Origin of the sequence: Sphingomonas sp. CCH9-F2 (assembly GCF_001556735.1) — a bacterium.
Classification (GTDB): domain Bacteria; phylum Pseudomonadota; class Alphaproteobacteria; order Sphingomonadales; family Sphingomonadaceae; genus Sphingomonas; species Sphingomonas ginsenosidimutans.
Genome location: NZ_LSJO01000372.1, coordinates 13,644 through 30,251 on the forward strand (window position 1 = coordinate 13,644; position 16,608 = coordinate 30,251).

The 16,608-nt window shown below is 68.2% G+C and carries 13 protein-coding genes; 7 read left to right on the forward strand and 6 right to left on the reverse strand.

Going from position 1 to position 16,608, the window contains the following annotated elements; translation table 11 throughout:
- Positions 1-26: 26 nt before the first annotated feature.
- Positions 27-1,040, reverse strand: a complete 1,014-nt coding sequence (locus tag AX685_RS10790; protein WP_066488479.1) for an alpha/beta fold hydrolase — start codon at positions 1,038-1,040, stop codon at positions 27-29.
- A gap of 74 nt (positions 1,041-1,114) precedes the next feature.
- Between AX685_RS10790 and phaR the strand changes: the two genes are divergently transcribed.
- Positions 1,115-1,684, forward strand: coding sequence for a polyhydroxyalkanoate synthesis repressor PhaR (phaR, locus tag AX685_RS10795; protein WP_066488481.1), 570 nt, complete (start codon positions 1,115-1,117; stop codon positions 1,682-1,684).
- 17 nt (positions 1,685-1,701) lie between these two features.
- On the opposite strand, the gene AX685_RS10800 is transcribed toward phaR, so the two are convergent.
- A complete protein-coding gene (locus AX685_RS10800) occupies positions 1,702-2,505 on the reverse strand; it encodes a class I SAM-dependent methyltransferase (RefSeq protein ID WP_066488483.1) in 804 nt (267 codons plus the stop codon).
- 41 nt (positions 2,506-2,546) lie between these two features.
- Here AX685_RS10800 and AX685_RS10805 point away from each other — a divergent pair, with 41 nt between their 5' ends.
- Positions 2,547-2,741, forward strand: a complete 195-nt coding sequence (locus AX685_RS10805; protein WP_066488485.1) for a hypothetical protein — start codon at positions 2,547-2,549, stop codon at positions 2,739-2,741.
- A 31-nt stretch (positions 2,742-2,772) separates the two neighbouring features.
- Here the strand turns inward: AX685_RS10805 and AX685_RS10810 are convergent, their stop codons facing one another.
- On the reverse strand, positions 2,773-4,248 hold the full coding sequence (locus AX685_RS10810) for an amidohydrolase (RefSeq protein ID WP_066488540.1): 1,476 nt from the start codon (positions 4,246-4,248) through the stop codon (positions 2,773-2,775).
- 32 nt (positions 4,249-4,280) lie between these two features.
- Positions 4,281-7,289 (reverse strand): TonB-dependent receptor domain-containing protein, encoded by a 3,009-nt coding sequence (locus AX685_RS10815; protein ID WP_141397038.1) that lies wholly within the window; start codon positions 7,287-7,289, stop codon positions 4,281-4,283.
- Positions 7,290-7,478: 189 nt separating this feature from the next.
- Here AX685_RS10815 and AX685_RS10820 point away from each other — a divergent pair, with 189 nt between their 5' ends.
- Positions 7,479-8,918 (forward strand): M48 family metalloprotease, encoded by a 1,440-nt coding sequence (locus tag AX685_RS10820; RefSeq protein ID WP_066488490.1) that lies wholly within the window; start codon positions 7,479-7,481, stop codon positions 8,916-8,918.
- A 25-nt stretch (positions 8,919-8,943) separates the two neighbouring features.
- Entirely contained in the window at positions 8,944-9,963 is a 1,020-nt protein-coding gene (locus AX685_RS10825) for a glycosyltransferase family 2 protein (RefSeq protein WP_066488491.1), read from the forward strand.
- A gap of 86 nt (positions 9,964-10,049) precedes the next feature.
- Here the strand turns inward: AX685_RS10825 and AX685_RS10830 are convergent, their stop codons facing one another.
- Positions 10,050-11,321 carry an aspartate kinase gene (locus tag AX685_RS10830; RefSeq protein ID WP_066488494.1) on the reverse strand — a complete coding sequence of 424 codons (1,272 nt, stop codon included), beginning with the start codon at positions 11,319-11,321 and terminating at the stop codon, positions 10,050-10,052.
- Between the two features lie 51 nt (positions 11,322-11,372).
- Here AX685_RS10830 and ubiG point away from each other — a divergent pair, with 51 nt between their 5' ends.
- Positions 11,373-12,122, forward strand: a complete 750-nt coding sequence (ubiG, locus tag AX685_RS10835; protein ID WP_066488501.1) for a bifunctional 2-polyprenyl-6-hydroxyphenol methylase/3-demethylubiquinol 3-O-methyltransferase UbiG — start codon at positions 11,373-11,375, stop codon at positions 12,120-12,122.
- 3 nt (positions 12,123-12,125) lie between these two features.
- Here the strand turns inward: ubiG and AX685_RS10840 are convergent, their stop codons facing one another.
- Positions 12,126-12,356 (reverse strand): hypothetical protein, encoded by a 231-nt coding sequence (locus AX685_RS10840; RefSeq protein WP_066488503.1) that lies wholly within the window; start codon positions 12,354-12,356, stop codon positions 12,126-12,128.
- Between the two features lie 102 nt (positions 12,357-12,458).
- Between AX685_RS10840 and AX685_RS10845 the strand changes: the two genes are divergently transcribed.
- Positions 12,459-14,285 carry an ABCB family ABC transporter ATP-binding protein/permease gene (locus tag AX685_RS10845; protein ID WP_066488510.1) on the forward strand — a complete coding sequence of 609 codons (1,827 nt, stop codon included), beginning with the start codon at positions 12,459-12,461 and terminating at the stop codon, positions 14,283-14,285.
- 103 nt (positions 14,286-14,388) lie between these two features.
- Positions 14,389-16,521: a M3 family metallopeptidase gene (locus AX685_RS10850; protein ID WP_066488512.1), complete on the forward strand. Its 2,133-nt coding sequence runs from the start codon at positions 14,389-14,391 to the stop codon at positions 16,519-16,521.
- The last annotated feature ends 87 nt before the right edge of the window (positions 16,522-16,608 follow it).

Sequence of the window (16,608 nt, forward strand, 5' to 3'; positions counted from 1 at the left end):
TGGAAATGCTTCGTTACATTTGTGCATCAGCGTATTGTATCACTCAACCACTCTGCCAGCGGCTCCCACACCGCCGCGCGCGCGCCGCTGCCCACCACCATCCCGACATGCCCCACCGTCAGGTCGCGGCGGTCGGCAAGGCCGGCAGCGGTGGCGGCGGGGACGATGCGGTCGCTGAGCGAGACGAACTCGGCCGCGGGACAGCGCAGCGCGGACGGGTCGATGACGGCGCCGCCGACCCGCCATTCGTCCCGCCCGGGCCGGTCCTGCGCCATCAGCGTGTCGAACAGGTCGGCGCCCGCGGCATGGGTCAGCGGCGCGCCGCCATTGGCCCAATCCTCCAGCAGCACGAACGTCGCCGCGCGCGCCGCGTCCATCGTCGCGAACGCCTCGTATTTGGCGATGGTGCGCGCCGGGTCGAGACGCCAGAACGCGGTCTGCAGCACCTCCATCGGCAACACCCCCAGCGCGCGTGACGCGGGGGCCGCTTCCCGCCACAACGCCGCCAGCGCCGTGCGCGCCGCCTCGCCATATCCGGAGAAGCGCCACGGCGCGGCGATCGTCACGACGCCCGCGACCCGGTCCCCCAGCAGCTGCGCCGCCGCCAGCGCCAGCGTGCCGCCCAGGCAGTAACCCACCAGCACCGGCGGCCGCTCCAGCTTCGCGACCAGCGGCAGCAGCCGGTCGGTGACATGCCCCGCCAGGTCCAGCGCGGCGTCCTGCGCGCGCGGACTGCCCCAGTCGACCAGCCACGCCGGAAACCCCGCCGCCGCGACATGCCCGATCAGCGAGCGCCCCGGCGCCAGGTCCAGCACGAACGGCGGGTTGATGAGCGAGGGGACGAACACCACCGGCGGCAGGTCGCCGCGCCCCCGGCCGTCACCGCGCAGCCGCGCCGCGCCCTTGCGGAACCGCGCGGGCTTCATCCGCCGCACCGTGCGCGGTGCCTCCTGATAGCGGCGCAGCCCCGCCAGCGCGGCGGCGCGGCGCTCCGGCGATGCTGCGGTCTCGCCGCGCAGCATGTCGATGAACAGCGGCAAAGGCCGGGGCCCGTGTTGCGGCGCGGTATTTTGTGCGGTACCGCATGGAAAAACGGTCATGGGGAGCTTTCACGATGAAGAAGCAGTCGAACGCCGACGGGGCCGTGGTCATCAAGAAATACGCCAATCGCCGGCTCTACAATACCGAAAGCTCCTCCTACATCACGCTCGAACATCTCGCCGCGATGACGCGCGAGGGGCGTGAATTCCGTGTGGTGGACGCCAAGACCGACGAGGATATCACCCACAATGTCCTGACCCAGATCATCATGGAGGAGGAAAGCCGCGGGCAGACGATGCTGCCGGTCAATTTCCTGCGCCAGCTGATCGCGCTGTACGGCGATTCGATGCAGGCGATGGTGCCCGGCTATCTCGATGCGTCGATGGACAGTTTCCGCCGCAACCAGTCGCAGTTCAAGTCCGCGGTGGAGGGCGCCTTCGCCGGTTCTCCCTTCGCGGAGATCGCCAAGCACAACATGGCGATGTTCGAGGCGGCGGCCAATGCGTTCAAATCGGGCGCGGTCGCCCCCGGCACCGCCGCGCCCGCCGCCTCCCCCGCGGGCGGCACCAAGGACAGTGAAATCGCCGCGCTCAAGGCCGAGCTCGCCAGCCTCCGCGAGAAGGTCGACAAGCTCGGCGAATGAGCCGCCCGCGCGCGCGGTCAGCGCGGCTTGACGAACTTCAACGTCATGCGGTCGCTTTCGCCGATTGCGGTATATTTGGCGCGGTCGACGTCCTTCAGCGCGAGGGTCGGCGGCAGCGTCCACACGCCCTGGGGATGATCGTGCGTATCCTTCGGATTGGCATTGACGGCGCTTTCGCCCGCCAGCCGGAATCCTGCCGCCTCGGCCAGCCGGATCACGCTGGACCGCTTGACATAGCCGCTGTCGCGCTCGCGCGCGGCATCTGCTTCCTCGGGCAGGCGGTGGTCGACGACGCCCAGCGTGCCGCCCGGGCGCAGCATCGCGAACCACGCCTTGAAGGCGTTCGCCGGCACGTCGCCGCCCGCCATGGTCAGGTTGTGGACGTTGCGGAACGTCAGCACCACGTCCTGGCTGCTCGCGGGCACGTCGGTGGCCCCCGTCGCCGGGTCGATCGTGGCGACCGTCCCCTTCAGCCCCTTCGCCGCCAGCATCGCGCGGGCGGCGTCGGCGCTCTTCCCCGGGGTGGTCAGCGCGGTGTAGCTGCCCTTGCCCGCCGGGATGCGCGCCAGGATCTGGGTGTACCAGCCGCCGCCGGGCGAGAATTCGACCACCTTGGACGCGGGCGTCACGCCGAAGAAGGTGAGCGTTGCCGCCGGATGGCGCGCGGCGTCGCGCGCGCGGTCCTCGGCGCTGCGTTCGGGCGCGGCGACGGCGCGCGCCACCGCCGGGTCGATGCGCGGTGCCGGCGCGGCGTGGAGCATGGCGGCGGTGCCGGCGATCGCGATGACGGCGATCGGCACGGACGAACGGCGGTACGGCATCTCATTCTCCCGGTGATGATGCGCGCGAAGCTGGCGCAGCGATGAGCGATACACAAGCCCTGCTGGCGGCGCTGGCCGCCGGCTGCGCGCTGGTGGCGCTGTTCGCCGCGTGGCGGCAGGCGCGGCGCGCGCGGCGCCGCCACCTCGATGCGGTCGGCTGGGTCGACTGGACGACGGTGCAGATGGCCGCACTGATCGCGCTGGCGGTGCTCGCCGGGCTCGCGTTCAAGGCGTAGCGCCCCCGGCCCGAACCGGGGGCGCTTCCCCTCACTCGCTGGCGGTCTTGCGATAGTCGAGCGGCGGCTGGCGATCGCCCAGCAGCGCCTTGTACTGGAAATTCGCGCCCCGCTTGGCGGCGAATTCCTGCTTGGCCGCGGCGATCGCGTCGGGCGACCGGAACAGGTCGGCGGCGGCCAGCGCCAGCGTCTTGGTCGCCAGCGCCGCGCCCTTGATGCCGATGCTGCTGCCGGCCGCGGCGACGTTCTGCCAGCTGTGCCCGGCCGATCCGGGGACGAAGGTGGCGGTCGACAGCCCCACCGTCGGCACCACCCAACTGACGTCGGCAACGTCGGTCGATCCGCCCATCGCATCGTCGACCATCACCGCGGGCTGCACCTCGCCCACGCTCGACAGCGCGGGCGCGCCGGCCCCGCCGCCGGCGAACGTCCGCTGGATCTTCTGCCCGAACGCCATTTCCTCGGGCGTCCAGGTGATCGTGCCCGCGCCGCGCAGCGACCGGTCCATGACCTTCATCAGCGCGGCATTGGGCAGCAGCGAATAGACGCCGCCGGTCACCTCCACGTCGACCTTGGTCTGGGTGCCCATCGCCGCGCCGCTGGCGGCCTGCTTCACCCATTCCCACACCGCCTGCACCACCTTGGGGTCGGTGTGGCGGACGTAATAATAGACCTCGGCCTCGTCGGGCACGACGTTGGGCGCCTTGCCGCCGTTGGTGATGACATAATGGATGCGCGTGCGGTCGGGGATATGCTCGCGCATCATATTGACCATCGCGTCCATCGCCTCGACCCCGTCGAGCGCGGAGCGGCCCTTGTCGGGATTGCCCGCGGCATGCGCGGAAATGCCGTGGAAGCGGAACTTGCCGGAGATGTTGGCCATGCTCGGCCCCTGCGCCGCGCTGTTGGCGTTACCGGGGTGCCAGTGCAGCACGGTGTCGACGTCGCGGAACAACCCCTCGCGCACCATGTACACCTTGCCCGATCCGCCTTCCTCGGCCGGGGTGCCATAGACGCGGATCTCGCCCTTGACGTTGTTCTTGACCATCCATTCCTTGACCGCGATCGCGGCATAGGTGCTGGCGGCCCCGAACAGATTGTGGCCGCAGCCATGCCCCGCCGGGCCGCCCAGCGGCTGGCGCACCGGCGCGGCGGCCTGCGACAGGCCGGGCAGCGCGTCGAATTCCGCCAGCACGCCGATCACCGGCCCGGCGCCGTTCTTGAAGCTGGCGACGAACGCGGTCGGCTCACCCGCGACGCCCGGCGTCACGGTGAAGCCCGCCGCCTTCAGCCGCGCCTGCAACAGCCCGGAGCTTTGCGTCTCCTGATAGCCGACCTCGGCGAACTTCCAGATCTGCAACGCGGCATCCGCCATCGCCTTCTCGCCCGCGGCGGCATTCGCCAGGATCTGGCTGCTGTCGGCGGGCGCCAGATCGGCCGCGGCGGGGGCCGCCGCCAGCACGGCGCCGGCGGCAAGCGCAACGGCGGCGGTCATCATCTTGGTCATCATCGATCCTCCCTCGTGCCGTCGTATCACGATCAGAACTTCTTCGTCGCGCCGATGAAGAAATAGCGGCCGATCACGTCGTAATTCTGCGGGTCGTAATTGCCCTCCTGATCGCCCACCTGCGGCGGCGCGCGATTGAACAGGTTGGTCGCGCCCATGCGGAACTGGGTATTGTCGTCGACGTCGAACCGGGCGTTCAGGTCGAAGACGTTGTACGCGCGCACCCCGCGCGTCGTGCTGGCGGGCGACACCACCTTGGCCGAATTGATCATGCTGTCGATATAGCGCCAGCGCAGCCCCAGGCTGGCCTGTCCCAGCGTGTAGTTGAACGACGTGATCGCCTTCCACCGCGGATGCGCGGTACCCGCGGTGGTTTCCACGCCAACGCCGATCGACCCGGCGTAATCGTAATTGGGCGCCCCCGGCAGCGCCTGGATACGGAACCGGTCGAGGTAGCTGACCGCCGAGTTGATCGCCAAATTCCCGGGGCCGACCGGGAAGCGCCAGTCGAACTGGATATCCACCCCGCGCACCTCATAAGTGCCCAGGTTCAACAGCGGCTGGAGCGGGTTGACCGGCACGCCGGTGTCGGTGTTGCGGGTGATGAGCGAGCAATAGTAATTGTTCGCCGCATAGGACGGGTTGTTGCCGCCCGAATTGAAGCAGAACTGGAACGCCTGCGCGATCGACAGCGGCCCCACCGCATCCTTGATCTTGATCGAATAGAAATCGACCGACAGCGACAGGTTGCGGAACACGCCCGCGAACGGCGATTGCAGCACGCCGCCGGCGGAGAAGGTATCGGCGGTCTCCTCGCGCAGCTGCGGATTGCCGCCGGTCAACGCAAAGACCTGCGCGGTGCCCAGCTGGTAGCTGTCGATGACGCTCGTCGGGATGCCCTGCGCCAGGCACAGGTTGCGCACCGCGCTGGCATTGGCGCCGCGGCGATAGGAGGAGCGCGTGTCGCACGGGTCGCCGTTCGTCGTCGTGCTGCTGGCGGTGCCGATCGTGACCGATCCGGTCGATACCGGGGCGAACAATTCGCCCACGCTCGGCGCACGGATCGACCGGTTATACCCGCCGCGCAGTCGCAGCGGCTCGAACACGCGCCACGTCACGTCGGCCTTGTACGCATGGACGCCGCCGACCGAATCATAGTTCGAATAACGATAGCCCAGGTCCAGATCGAGCTGCTGGATCAGCGGGATGTCATGCAGCAGCGGGACCAGCAATTCGCCGAACGCCTCGCCCGTGCTCACCGATCCGCCCGCCGCGCGCAGCACCGAATAGCCCAGGATGTCGCTGGTCCCGTTGGGAAGCGACAGCTGGCTGTCGGGCTGGAAGCCATAGGAATTGTAGCGATAGTCGCCACCGATCGCGAAGCGCACCTCGCCCGCGGGCAACGTGAACAGCCCTCCCTGGATCGTCCCCTCGACCGTGCGCTGCTTCAGGTCGTTGGTGTTGAGCGTGCGGCGGCTGATGTAGTCGATGCACGCCTGCGACGGGGTCAGGTTGCCGAACGGGTTGAACCCGCCCGCGCACAGCTCGGTCCCGCCGGTCGGCGAATTGAGCAGCTGCGCGATCGCGCTGGCCGATGCGCCGCCGCGCTGTTCGTTGCGGAACTTCGCCTGGCTGGTCGATGCGTACAGGTCCCAGGTCCAGTCGCGGATGCCCAGCTTGCCCGACAGCCCGGCGGTCACCTGCCACACGTCATAGTCGTACTGCTGATACCGCGGGCCCAGGATGTTCAGCGCCTTGTAGAAGGTGAACGGCGCATTGGGGTTGGCGCGCGATTGCAGGATCGTCCCGAACGCCTGCGGGATGAACGGATTGGTGGTCGGCACGGTCAGGCCATAGACGTTCGACGCCAGCGTCGGGTTGGCGACCCCCAGTGAGGTATAGGTGGTATAGGTCGCCTGGACGAACGCCTTCACATCGTCCGACACGTCGTAATCGACCTTGCCGAACACGCTCCACCGGTCGAGATCGGATTGCAGTGACGCGCCGTTATAACCGAAATTGATCTGCTGCGCGTTGGTGCCCGAATTGACGATATACGCCTCGTCGGTCTGCGGATCGCGGAAGTTGTAGACGGGGACGCCCGACGTCGAAAACAGCGTCTGGTCGGTGTTGAACCCGATCTGCCCGGTGTAGCGGCCCGCGCTGTTACCGGGGAGCGCGGGCGTGCCGTACTGGCCCTGGAACACCGAATTGACCGATGCCAGCGTCGGCGTGTTGCCGCCGAACAGCACGGTGCCCTGCGGAATCGTCGCCAATCCCGGCGTCGACTGGCGGAACACGTAATAATCGCGCCCCCGCTGCAACGCGCGCTCGCGGTTGGTATAGTCGATCGACAGCACCGCCGAGCCGCGGTCGTCGGCGAACTTCGACCCCATCGTCGCGGTCAGGCGATAGGAGTTGCCGTCGCCATAGTCGCTGACGCCGGTCTGGCCGTTCAGCTCCAGCCCCTTGAAATTGCGCTTCAGCCGGAAATTGACGACGCCCGCGGTCGCGTCCGAACCATAGGTGGTCGATGCGCCGCCGGTGATGACCTCGATATTCTCGATCAGCGCCTCGGGCAGGATGTTGAGGTCGACCGACCCGTCGGGGTTCGACGGCTGGATGCGCCGCCCGTCGAGCAGCAGCAGCGTGCGCTTCGATCCCAGCCCGCGCAGGCTGGCATAGGCCTGCCCGCCGTTCAGCCCGGTCGACGTGCTGCCGCCGTTGGCCGCGCCGAACGCGCCGCTGAACTGCGGCAGCTGGGTCAGCGCGCTTTCGACGGTGACTCGCCCGGTATTCTCCAGCGTGTCCTGCGACAGCGACACGATCGGCGAATTGGCGACGTAATCGGGGCGCGCGATGCGCGATCCGGTGATGACGATCTCCTCGCCGGCCGATGGCGCGGCGCTCTCGCGCGCTTCCTCGACCGACGGCGGCGGGCTTTCGGGCACCGCGGTCTGCGCGTGCGCCTGCGCGGCGATCAGCGCGAGCGTGCAGGTGCCGGCGGCAAGGAGGAAGCGGCGATCGAGTCGCTGGTGCATGGCATAAGTCCCTGGATGGGCCGCCTCGTTCGCGGGCGGCTTCATCGGGAAAGACGCATGGTTGTGGCGCCCCCTCACGCCGCCATATGAAAAAAGTTTCACCAAACCGGTCGCGCGGGTAACGAACGGTCGCGGTGAAACCGCGTGCCGGATCGGGCATTGTGCGGGAAAACGGGAGGACGCTGATCCATGTTGCGCCACGTCACCATCGCCGCCGCGCTCGCCGCTACCGCGGCGCCCGCGCTTGCGCAGTCGAACGCGGTGCGCAGCATCTCCGCCTCGGACAAGGCGCAGGGCGCGCAAGCCAATCCGCAGCTGCTGGCCGAATTCGGCGGCCGCTATGACGGGCCGCAGGCCGCCTATGTCGAACAGGTCGGCAAACGGGTGGCGGTGCAGTCCGGGCTGTCGAACGCGGCAGGCGATTTCACCGTCGCATTGCTCAACTCGCCGGTCGAAAACGCCTTCGCGATCCCCGGCGGCTATATCTACGTCACGCGCCAGCTGCTCGCGCTGATGAATTCGGAGGCCGAACTGGCCTCGGTGATGGGGCATGAGGTCGGGCACGTCGCCGCGCGCCATTCCGCCGGCCGGCAGAAGACGGGGACGATCGCGGGCGTGCTGGCCGGCATCGTCGGCGCGGTGGCGGGCAATGGCGCGGTCGGCCAGCTGGTCGGCGCGGGGGCGCAGCAGGCGGCCGGGCTGTACACCCTCAAATACGGCCGCGATCAGGAATATGCCGCCGATTCGCTGGGGGTGAAGTACATCACCGCCGCGGGCTACGATCCCTATGCCGCCGCCGACATGCTGGCGCAGCTCAATGCCGCCACCACGCTCCAGGCGCGGGTCGCGGGACGCGATGCCAATGCGGTGCCGACCTGGGCCTCCACCCACCCCAACAGCATCGACCGCATCCGCCGCGCCGCGCGGCTGGCCGCGGCGACCGGGCGCCCCGACGTCGAACCGCTGCAGGACGTGGCGTTCCTGCGCCGCCTTGACGGGCTGCGCTATGACGATGACCCGCGCGAGGGCGTGATCGAGGGGCAGACGTTCCGCCATCCGGGGCTGCGGCTGCGCTTCACCGCGCCGCCCGGATATACGATCGCGAACGGGACGCAGGCGGTCACCGTCGCGGGCAATGGCGGTCAGGCGCAGCTGCGCACCGCTGCCGCGACCGGTGATCTGCCCGCCTTCATCGCGTCGCGTTTTCGCTCGCTCGGCGCGACGTCCGTGCCCGATGATGTGCGCACCGGCTCCGCCAACGGCCTTTCCTATGCCGTGTCCACCCTGCGCGCCGCCGCAAATGGGCGCGCGGTCGACGCGACGATCGTCGCCTATCGCTTTCCCGATGCGACCAATTACTGGACGATCGTGACGCCGGCGGGCGCCGGAACGGGCGCGTTGCAGCCGCTGGTCGCCAGCATTGCGCCGCTCTCCACCGCGGACGCATCGGCGATAAAGGGCAAGCGAATCCGCATCCTGACGGTGAAGAACGGCGATACGATCGACACGTTCTCGCGCCAGATGGCCTATCCGACGCTCCAGCGCGACCGCTTCCTGACGCTCAACGGGCTGGACGCGGATGCCACGCTTCGTCCCGGAATGTTGGTAAAGGTCGTGACGTCGGGCTGATCCGCCGCTAAAGCGCGGCGCCACCATGCACCGCCCCGCGCTCTCGGTCGTCATTCCCTGCTACAACGAAGAAGCCACGTTGCCGCTTCTCCATGCCCGCGTGTCCGCCGCCGCCTTCGCGGCGGTCGGCGCGGATCATGAGATCGTGCTCGTCAACGACGGCTCGCGCGACGACAGCTGGGCGGTGATGCAGGCGCTGGCGACCGCCGACTGCCACGTCGTGGCGATCAACCTGTCGCGCAACCATGGCCACCAGCTCGCGCTCACCGCCGGGCTGGATCTGTGTTCCGGGCAGCAAATCCTCATCATCGACGCCGATCTGCAGGACCCGCCCGAACTGCTGACCGAGATGCGCGCAGTGATGGCGCGCGACGGCGCCGACGTCGTCTATGCCGTCCGCCGCCAGCGCGCCGGGGAGACGTGGTTCAAGAAAGCAACCGCCGCCGCCTTCTACCGTGTGCTCGACCGCGTCACCGACACGCCGATCCCGCTCGACACCGGTGATTTCCGCCTGATGACGCGCCGCGCGCTCGACGCGCTGCTGGCGCTGCCCGAACAGGCGCGCTTCATCCGCGGGATGGTGGCATGGGTCGGTTTCCGCCAGGTTCCCTTCCCCTATGACCGCGCGGAACGGCACGCGGGCGAGACTCACTATCCGCTCGCCAAGATGATCCGTCTCGCGCTCGACGCGGTCACCGGCTTTTCCACCGCGCCGTTGCGCTGGGCCAGCCATCTGTCGGTGATCCTGGCGGGCTGTTCGCTGCTGCTGCTCTTCTACATCGGCTTCGGCTATTTCAGCGGCGGGCGGGTACAGGGCTGGACCTCGACGATGCTGGTCGTGGTGGTGCTCAGCGCGATCCAGATGTTCGTGCTGGGGATGATCGGCGAATATCTCGGGCGACTGTATATCGAGGCGAAGCGGCGTCCGCTGTATCTGGTCGCCGATATCGCGGGCGTCGCGCACGGCCGCGCGACGCTGGGCTTCCAGGCGGAGGCGACGCGCATCCCCGACGCGCAGGTGGCGAGCGAAGCGCCTGCAGCGTAGCGCACCAGCGCAGGCTGGGGCCTTCATCGATCGGCGATACGCCTGCCGCACGAGATCCCGGCCTGTGCCGGGATGACGCGCGTTCCTTACGCCGCTTCCTCGGCATCCAGCCCATAGGCGGTGTGCAGCACGCGCACCGCCAGTTCGGTCTCGTCCTCGTGGATCAGCACGCTGACCTTGATCTCGCTGGTGGAGATCGCCTGGATGTTGATCCCACGCGCGCCCAGCGTCGTGAACATCGTGCTGGCGACGCCCGCATGGCTGCGCATCCCCACGCCGACGACGCTGACCTTCGCGACGCGCGTGTCGTGGACCAGATCGGCGAAGCCGATCGCGCCGCGCGCCTGGTTCAGCGCCTCGATCGATCGCGCCAGATCGGCGGCGGGGACGGTGAAGGTCACGTCCGTCGCGCTCGCCGATCCCGCGCTCTGGTGCGCGATATTCTGGATGATCATGTCGACGTTGATGTTGGCCGCGGCGAGCGGTTCGAAGATCGCCGCGACCGAGCCGGGCTTGTCGGGCACCGCGGTCAGCGTGATCTTCGCCTCGTTCTTGTCGTGCGCGATGCCGGTGATCAGCTGGCGTTCCACTTCGGTAATCTCCTCTTCGCCCACGATCATCGTTCCGGGCAGCGTGTCCGCCATCGGTGCGTCGTCACCCGTGAAGGACGACAGCACCTGCACGCGGACGTGCTTCTTCATCGCCAGACCGACCGAGCGCGTCTGGAGCACCTTGGCCCCGACGCTGGCCAGTTCCAGCATCTCCTCATAGGTCACCTTGGCGAGCTTGCGCGCGCGCGGCACGATGCGCGGGTCGGTGGTATAGACGCCATCGACGTCGGTGTAGATGTCGCAGCGGTCGGCCTTCATCGCCGCCGCCATCGCCACCGCCGACGTGTCCGATCCGCCGCGACCCAGCGTGGTGATGCGGCCGTCGTCGGTGACGCCCTGGAACCCCGGGATCACCGCCACCTCGCCCGCCGCCAGACTTGCGTCGAGCGCGTCGGTGTCGATCTCACCGATCCGCGCCTTGGCAAAGGCATCGTCGGTATGGATCGGCAATTGCCACCCCAGCCACGACCGCGCCGGCACGCCGATCGCCTGCAGCGCGATCGCCAGCAGCCCGCTGGTCACCTGCTCGCCGGAGGCGACGACGACGTCATATTCGCGCGGATCGTACAGCGGCGAGGCTTCGCGGCAGAAACCGACCAGCCGATCGGTCTCACCCGCCATCGCCGAGACGACCACCGCCACCTGGTTGCCCGCCGCCACCTCGCGTTTCACCCGCGCGGCGACCGAGCGAATCCGCTCGATCCCCGCCATCGAGGTGCCGCCGAATTTCATGACGATGCGCGCCACAGCCTGTCCAAACGCCTTGGGATAGAAGGGGCGTCCTGATAGGAAGCACGCATGACCGACGCAAGCGTAACAACCGTAACCACTCCGCACTCGTCGATCGTCGCGGCGGAGGCGGCGCATTTCGGCCAGCTGGCGCAGGAATGGTGGGACCCCAAGGGATCGTCGGCGATGCTCCACCGGCTCAACCCGGTCCGGCTGCGCTATTTGCGCGGCGCGATCGACCGGCATTGGGATCTGGACGACGCCGGCTTCACCCCGCTGGCGGGGCGCCGCGCGCTCGACATGGGGTGCGGCGCGGGGCTGCTGGCGGAGCCGCTGGCGCGGATGGGCGCGGCGGTGACCGCGGTCGATGCCGCCGCGGAAAGCATCGCGGTGGCGCGGCTCCACGCCGAAGGGCGCGGGCTGGCGATCGACTATCGCGCCGGCGGGGTCGAGGCGGTGGCGGGGGAGGCGTTCGACCTCGTCACCTCGATGGAAGTGGTTGAGCATGTCGCCGATCCGAACGCCTTCGTGGCGGCACTGGCGGCGGCGGTGGCGCCGGGCGGATTGCTGGTGATGAGCACGCCCAACCGCACATGGCTGAGCCGGGTCGCGCTGGTGGAGGCCGCCGAACGGCTCGGCCACATTCCGCGCGGCACGCATGATTGGGACAGGTTCCTCACCCCCGACGAATTGACCGCGATGATCGCCGATGCGGGGCTGGAGGTCACCGACGTCACCGGCCTGACGCTCGGGACCAAGGGGTTCGCGCTGGGCGGATCGACGGCGCTCGACTATTTCGTCACGGCGCGACGCGCGTGATGCTCAGCTGGGTTTCCGCACGACGCCGCGATCGACCATCTGCGGGCCGTTGCGGCGACACGCGGCGCTGACGACCGGATAATCCACGTCGGTGTTGCGCGCCAATGCAGCGGGCATCGCCGCCTGGCATTGCTGGATGGTGGCGTAGTGCGCCGGCTCGATTCGCGCCTGCGCGCAGTCGGTTACCCCGTCGCCGCAGCCCATGATCGCCAGAACGAAGAATACCGGTTCCATCGCCGCCTCCCTACACCGCTGAAAACGCTCGATTCGCCGCACCGTTCCCGCTGTCGCCCGCGCGGTTGACGCAGCGCATCACGAAGACGACATGTCACCGCGATGCCCCCCGACACGATGATCCGTTCCGGCGCCGAGCGCCCCCTGCTGCCGACGCTGCGCCGTTTCCTTCCCGATCTGTGGCCCAGCGACGCGCCGGGGATGCGGCGGCGGGTGGTGGGCGCGATGGCGCTCGTCGTCCTGTCGAAGCTGGTGCAGGTCTATGGCGCGCCCTTCGCGTTGCAGGGCGCGGTCGACGGCATGGGGGTGGCGACGACGCCGGTGTCGCTGATCGTGCTGCTGGTCGTCGGCTATGCCGCCGCGCGGTTCGGCACCACCCTGTTCGACAATCTGCGCAATACCGTGTTCGAGCGCGTCGGACAGGAAGCGACGCGGCGGCTGGCGGCGCGCGTGTTCCGCCACCTGCACCGGCTGTCGCTGCGCTTCCATCTGGAACGGCGCACCGGCGCGGTGACCAAGGTGGTGGAGCGCGGCACCAAGAGCATCGACACGATGCTGTACTTCCTGCTGTTCAACATCGCGCCGACGGTGCTGGAACTGGTACTGGTGCTGGGCATCTTCCAGGTGAAGTTCGGCTGGCCGCTGGTCGCGGCGACGATCGTGATGGTGGTCGTCTACATCTGGTTTACGCGCGTCGTCACCGACTGGCGGTCGAGCCTGCGCGAGAAGATGAACGACCTCGATACCGGCGCGGTCGCGCATGCGGTTGATTCGCTGCTCAATTTCGAGACGGTGAAATATTTCGGCGCCGAGGAGCGCGAGGCGCAACGCTACGACCGTGCGATGCGCGCCTATGCGCAGGCCGCGGTGAAGAGCGAGAACAGCCTGGCGTGGCTCAACATCGGCCAGGCGCTGATCACCAATGCGATGCTGGGTGCCGGGATGGCGTGGGTCGCATGGGGGTGGAACCAGGGGCGCTTCACCGCGGGCAATGTCGTGCTGGTGTCGACATTGCTGGCTCAATTGTTCCGCCCGCTCGACCTGCTCGGCATGGTCTATCGCACTGTGCGGCAGGGGGTGATCGACATGGGCGCGATGTTCGACCTGATCGACACGCCGTCGGAGGTGGTCGACGCGCCGGGTGCGCCGCCGCTGGCGGTGGCGCGCGGGCATGTGCGGTTCGAGGCGGTCGAATTCGGTTACGATGCCGGGCAACCGATCCTGAAGGGCATCGACCTGGACGTGCCACCGGGCACGACGCTGGCGGTGGTCGGCCCATCGGGCGCGGGCAAGTCCACGCTCGCGCGGTTGCTGTACCGTTTCTACGACATCGGTTCGGGCCGGATCACCATCGACGGGCAGGACATCCGCGCCGTCACGCAGGATTCGCTGCGCGCCGCGATCGGTATCGTCCCGCAGGACACAGTGCTGTTCAATGACACGATCGGCTACAACATCGCCTATGGCCGTGAAGGCGCAAGCGAGGCCGATATCGCCGCGGCGGCGCGTGGCGCGGCGATATCCGGCTTCATCGAGCGCCAGCCCGAGGGCTATGCCACCCGCGTCGGCGAGCGTGGGCTGAAGCTGTCGGGCGGCGAGAAGCAGCGCGTCGCGATCGCGCGCACGTTGCTGAAGAACCCGCCGATCCTGATCCTGGACGAGGCGACCAGCGCACTCGACAGCCGCACCGAGGCCGAGATCATGGAAACGCTGGAAGCGATCGAGCGCGGCCGCACCACCGTGGTGATCGCGCACCGGCTGTCGACGATCGTTCACGCCGACCAGATCGTCGTGCTGGAGGCCGGCCGCGTCGTCGAACGCGGTAGCCATGCCGAGCTGCTGGCGCACGGCGGCCTCTATGCCGAGATGTGGGCGCGCCAGGCCGCCGAAAGCAGCGAGGAAGCAGCGCAGGAAAGCGCGGCCGCATGACCGGGCACCGCGCCGCTTCGTTCAGCGGTACGACAGCAGCCTTGCCGCATCGTTCGGGTCGGTGCATCTGCCTGACATATATTCGCGATCACGAGGAGTTCGAATGCGCTCGCTGCTTGCCGCCGCCACCGCGGCGTTGATGACCACCACCGCCGTGTCGGCGCAGACGCTGCCCGCGACCAACCCCTTCGCCACGCCCAGCACGCTGCCGTTCCAGGCGCCGCCGTTCGACCGGATCAAGGACACCGACTATCTGCCCGCTATCAAGGCGGGCATGGCCGAGCAGCGAGCCGAGATCGCGCGCATCGCCGCCGATCCCGCAGCGCCAACGTTCGACAATACGATCGCCGCGCTGGAACGGTCGGGCCGGCTGCTGGAACGCGCCAACAACGCCTTCGACGGCGTCAACGGCGCCAACACCAACGACGTCCTGCAGAAGGCCGAGGAGGAACTGGCCCCGCTGATGGCGGCGCACAGCGACGCGATCAACCTCGACGCGAAGCTGTTCGCGCGGGTGAAGACGCTGTACGACCGGCGCGCCACGCTGGGATTGACGCCGGAACAGGCGATGGTGCTCAGCGAAACCTATCAGGACATGGTCCGCGCGGGCGCGCAGCTGTCGGCTCCCGACCAGCAGACGCTGCGCACGATCAACGGCCAGCTGTCCACGCTGGAAACCAGCTTCAAGCAGCGGCTGCTCGCTGCGGCAAAGGCGGGCGCGCTGGTGGTGGACGACAAGGCGAAGCTGGCCGGCCTGTCCGATGCGGAGATCGCCGCCGCGGCCACCGACGCGACCGCGCGCGGGCTGCCGGGCAAATACGTTCTGTCGCTGCAGAACACCACGCAGCAGCCGCTGCTGGCGACGCTGACCGACCGGGCGACACGCGAGGCGCTGTTCAACGCCAGCTGGACCCGCGCCGAAAAGGGCGACGCCAATGACACGCGCCAGACGATCGCACAGATCGCGCAACTGCGCGCGCAAAAGGCCAAGCTGCTCGGCTTCGCCAGCTGGGCCGACTACAAGCTGGCCGACCAGATGGCGAAGAATCCGGCGACCGCGCTGTCGTTCATCCGCCAGATCGCCGCGCCGGTGGCGGTCGAGCAGAAGCGCGAAGCCGGAGAGCTGCAGGCGCAGATCAGGGCCGAGGGCGGCAATTTCGAGCTGAAGCCGTGGGACTGGGATTTCTATTCCGAGAAGCTGCGCAAGGCGAAGTACGACCTCAACCAGGACGAACTGAAGCCCTATTTCGAGATCGACAAGGTGCTGAACGACGGCGTCTTCTATGCCGCCAACCAGCTGTACGGCCTCACCTTCAAGAAGCGCACCGACCTGCCCGTCTGGCACCCCGACGTATCGGTGTACGAGGTGTTCGAGGAGGACGGCCGACCGCTCGGCCTGATGTATTTCGACTATTGGAAGCGCGACAACAAGAACGGCGGCGCGTGGATGTCGAACTTCGTCAACCAGTCGAAGCTGCTGGGCACGAAGCCCGTCATCTACAATGTCGGCAATTTCACCAAGCCGGCGGCGGGGCAGCCCGCGCTCATCACCTTCGATGACGTGACGACGATGTTCCACGAATTCGGCCACGCGCTGCACGGCCTGTTCGCGAACCAGGTCTATCCCAGCGTATCGGGCACCAACACCGCGCGGGATTTCGTCGAATTCCCATCGCAGTTCAACGAGCATTGGGCGCTCGATCCGAAGGTGCTGGCGCACTACGCGGTCGACTATCGCACCGGCAAGCCGATCCCGGCGGCGCTGGTCGACAAGATCAAGCGCGCCGGCACGTTCAATTCGGGCTATAGCTTCGGCGAGGCGCTCGCCGCGTCGCAACTCGACATGAGCTGGCATTCGCTGCCCGCCGACGCCCCGCGGCAGGATGCCGATGCGTTCGAGGCCAAGGCGCTGGCGGCGTCCGGCCTCGACACCAACGACGTACCGCCGCGCTACCGCTCCAGCTATTTCCTGCACATCTGGGGCAACGGCTATTCGGCCGGCTATTACGCCTATCAATGGACCAAGATGCTGGACGAGAACGCCTATTCCTGGTTCGAGAAGAACGGCGGTCTTACCCGCACCAATGGTCAGCGGTTCCGCGACATGATCCTGTCGAAGGGCCATACCGAGGATTATGCGACGATGTTCCGCGCCTTCTATGGCAAGGATCCGGAAGTCGCGCCGCTGCTCAATGGGCTCGGCCTCGATGCCAACGGGAATCGCATCAACCCGTAACCGGCGCTTCTGTGCTCGTGCGAACGCAGGAGCCCGGTGTTGCGCGCGCCGCCATCGGTCGTCGCGCGGCGCGCTGGGTTCCGGCGT

What these genes read in the sequence shown, in the direction of transcription:
- phaR (WP_066488481.1), top strand. Translation starts at nt 1,115, where the DNA reads ATGAAGAAGCAGTCGAACGCCGACGGGGCCGTGGTCATCAAGAAATAC.
- AX685_RS10800 (WP_066488483.1), bottom strand. Translation starts at nt 2,505, where the DNA reads ATGCCGTACCGCCGTTCGTCCGTGCCGATCGCCGTCATCGCGATCGCC.
- AX685_RS10805 (WP_066488485.1), top strand. Translation starts at nt 2,547, where the DNA reads ATGAGCGATACACAAGCCCTGCTGGCGGCGCTGGCCGCCGGCTGCGCG.
- AX685_RS10810 (WP_066488540.1), bottom strand. Translation starts at nt 4,248, where the DNA reads ATGACCAAGATGATGACCGCCGCCGTTGCGCTTGCCGCCGGCGCCGTG.
- AX685_RS10815 (WP_141397038.1), bottom strand. Translation starts at nt 7,289, where the DNA reads ATGCACCAGCGACTCGATCGCCGCTTCCTCCTTGCCGCCGGCACCTGC.
- AX685_RS10820 (WP_066488490.1), top strand. Translation starts at nt 7,479, where the DNA reads ATGTTGCGCCACGTCACCATCGCCGCCGCGCTCGCCGCTACCGCGGCG.
- AX685_RS10825 (WP_066488491.1), top strand. Translation starts at nt 8,944, where the DNA reads ATGCACCGCCCCGCGCTCTCGGTCGTCATTCCCTGCTACAACGAAGAA.
- ubiG (WP_066488501.1), top strand. Translation starts at nt 11,373, where the DNA reads ATGACCGACGCAAGCGTAACAACCGTAACCACTCCGCACTCGTCGATC.
- AX685_RS10840 (WP_066488503.1), bottom strand. Translation starts at nt 12,356, where the DNA reads ATGGAACCGGTATTCTTCGTTCTGGCGATCATGGGCTGCGGCGACGGG.
- AX685_RS10845 (WP_066488510.1), top strand. Translation starts at nt 12,459, where the DNA reads ATGCCCCCCGACACGATGATCCGTTCCGGCGCCGAGCGCCCCCTGCTG.
- AX685_RS10850 (WP_066488512.1), top strand. Translation starts at nt 14,389, where the DNA reads ATGCGCTCGCTGCTTGCCGCCGCCACCGCGGCGTTGATGACCACCACC.